This is a genomic window from Ruegeria sp. BHSA118 (assembly GCF_059613405.1).
The window spans coordinates 1-2,393 of record NZ_JBXWSM010000141.1 but is presented as its reverse complement, the minus strand read 5'-3'; the positions used below and the strand labels follow the sequence as shown (position 1 = coordinate 2,393).

Annotated in this window: 3 protein-coding genes; 1 reads left to right on the top strand and 2 read right to left on the bottom strand. The window is 61.0% G+C overall.

Going from position 1 to position 2,393, the window contains the following annotated elements; all coding sequences use genetic code 11:
* Together AC2FNN_RS21405 and AC2FNN_RS21400 are read right to left on the bottom strand one after the other, a co-directional pair.
* The coding region (locus AC2FNN_RS21405) for an NAD(P)-binding domain-containing protein (RefSeq protein WP_496760511.1) at positions 1-297 on the bottom strand (297 nt) is incomplete at its 3' end.
* A gap of 163 nt (positions 298-460) precedes the next feature.
* Positions 461-1,552 carry an NAD-dependent epimerase/dehydratase family protein gene (locus tag AC2FNN_RS21400; protein ID WP_496760509.1) on the bottom strand — a complete coding sequence of 364 codons (1,092 nt, stop codon included), beginning with the start codon at positions 1,550-1,552 and terminating at the stop codon, positions 461-463.
* 171 nt (positions 1,553-1,723) lie between these two features.
* Here AC2FNN_RS21400 and AC2FNN_RS21395 point away from each other — a divergent pair.
* Positions 1,724-2,393 (top strand): SDR family NAD(P)-dependent oxidoreductase (locus tag AC2FNN_RS21395; protein ID WP_496760507.1); only part of this gene is annotated, 670 nt, incomplete at its 3' end.

Below are 2,393 nucleotides of genomic sequence, written 5' to 3'. Positions count from 1 at the left end.
GATCAGGATGATATCGGCCTCGGCCAGTGCCGCGGCGTCCTGCGTTGCGCGGAACCTGCCGCTGTCTACCGCTTGTGCGATCCGGTCTGACGCCAGATACGATATGACCTGATCGCCCTGATTGATCCGTGCTACCCGGTCAGGGTTGAGATCAACGCCGGTGGTATCGAACCCCTCATCATAGGCAGTCAGCGCCAGTGGCAGCCCGACATAGCCCAGCCCAACCACAGCAACCCGCGCATCGCGCGCCGCGATAAGCTGCTTGAGGGAAAGATGGTGCGAGGTTTCGTAGTTCATAATCTATCCTGATCGTACAAAGTCACACTGAATTAAAATTAGCTTAGCAGATTGGAAACCTTCTCTCTTCATCGGATAGGACAGATCGGGAACGAAGCCAACTAATTTGTCGTTCCCGGCAAAGACCCGGAATGGGTGTTTCCAAAAACAAGGCAGTCTTGAATCAGCGCGCCGATTGTTTTCGCATATGCTCGATCCATCCGTCGAAGGAAACACGGGGTGCATAGCCGATCTGATCCTGTGCATGTCGGGTTGAAACCTCTGGCTGACCGGCAAAAAGCCTGCGCCCCGCCATGTCAGGCATCACGGGCCGGGGTTTTGCCAGCCGGGCCTGAACGGACCGTGCCCAGTCCGCGGCGGCCTCGACCCGGCGGCGCCCGACAAGGCGGCGCAGATGCGCGCTGAGCTGCCCCACCAGAGAGGGGCCTGAGGGCGCATTGCCATTGGGCGGCGGGGGCGGGGCCGGGTTCGCAGCCGGATCAATCCGAACCTCTCCGCATCCGGCAAGCCGGGCATAGCCTTCGAAAAACGTCTTCCACCCCAGCGTGTCCGGGCCGCTGATCAGGTATCGCTCGACCCCGGTCCGGGGCGATGAGGCCGCGCGCAGGGCGGCCTGTACCACGTCATCGACATGCACGGCCGGGCATTGTCCGGGCGGGTCGGGCAGGATGATGCCGCCCCTGCGCATCATCGCCAATGGCCCATTGGTCCAAAGCGCACTGCCAGGTCCGTAGACGATGGTTGGCTGCAAGATGGCGGCGTCGCATTTCCCCTGTAACAGTCTCTGTTCCATCGCAATTTTGGCCCCGCGATAGCTTTGCACATCTTCCGGCGTGATCGGGTTGCGTTCGGTGATCGGCCCGTTGGGCCAGCTGTCATAGACCACGGCGGAACTCAGATGCACGATACGGTTGCAAGACCCGTCTTCGGCGGCTTTGGCAAGCGCGTCGAAGGCTGCAAGGTTGTCCGCGCCGGAGGCGCGGAAATCGTAAGCCAGATGAAACAGAGCCGCCGCACCGTCCAGCGCCTGCGTCAGGGTCGGGCCGGGGTGCAGCGGGCAAACCAGTGCCTTTGCTCCGGCCTGTTCCAACGTGGCAGCCCCGTGGCGCGTGCGCAGCAAGGCGGTCACGTCACATCCCAGTTTCAGCAGCGCATCGATCAGGCGCCGGCCGATAAAGCCGGTGGCGCCGGTCACGACCACGCGCTGGCCTGCAAGGCCGTCGCCGGGGCGGGGGTCCACGTGTGTTTCGGTCATGTCCGCAGGTTCAACATTCTTAATGCGTTGTGCAACAATTCAGCCCTTTTTCCAAAACTGTGCAGGCCCGGCCTGTCAGCGCACCATAGCGGTATCTACCATTTGGTGGCCACCGATCCCTATGCTAAGCCTGTGGCATTAGAGTGGATTCTGTTGGTACGAGGGTTATTCATGCAAATTTTGATCACGGGCGGGGCCGGTTTTATCGGGTCACATCTGGCCGAGCGTCTGATTGGCAATGGGCATGAGGTGACGGTGCTGGATGACCTGTCCACCGGATCGCTGCAAAACCTGTCTTCTGTTCAGGATCATTCCGCCTTTCACTTTGTCGAAGGCAGCGTTCTGGATTCCGGGCTGGTCGAAGAACTGGTCGGGGCTGCTGACGCGGTGTTTCACCTGGCTGCCGCTGTCGGGGTCAAGCTGATCATGGATCAGCCCAGCCAGTCGATTGCAACCAATGTGGACGGCACGCAGAACGTGTTGCGCGCGGCCCTGCGCCACAAGCCTCTGGTCTTCATCGCCTCCAGTTCCGAGGTCTACGGCAAGGCATCGAAATTCCCGTTCAACGAAGATGACGATCTGACGATCGGCGCCACCAGCATTCTGCGCTGGTCCTATGCCTGCGCCAAGACGTTGGATGAGTTCATGGCGCTGGCCTATGCGCGCGAGGTTGATCTGCCGGTGGTCGTGCTGCGGTTTTTCAACACGACCGGCCCGCGCCAGACCGGGCGTTATGGCATGGTTGTTCCGAACTTCATCGAAGCGGCCCTGGCCGGACAGCCGATTCAGGTTCATGGCACCGGCGAGCAATCGCGCTGTTTCAGCCATGTGGCCGATGTGA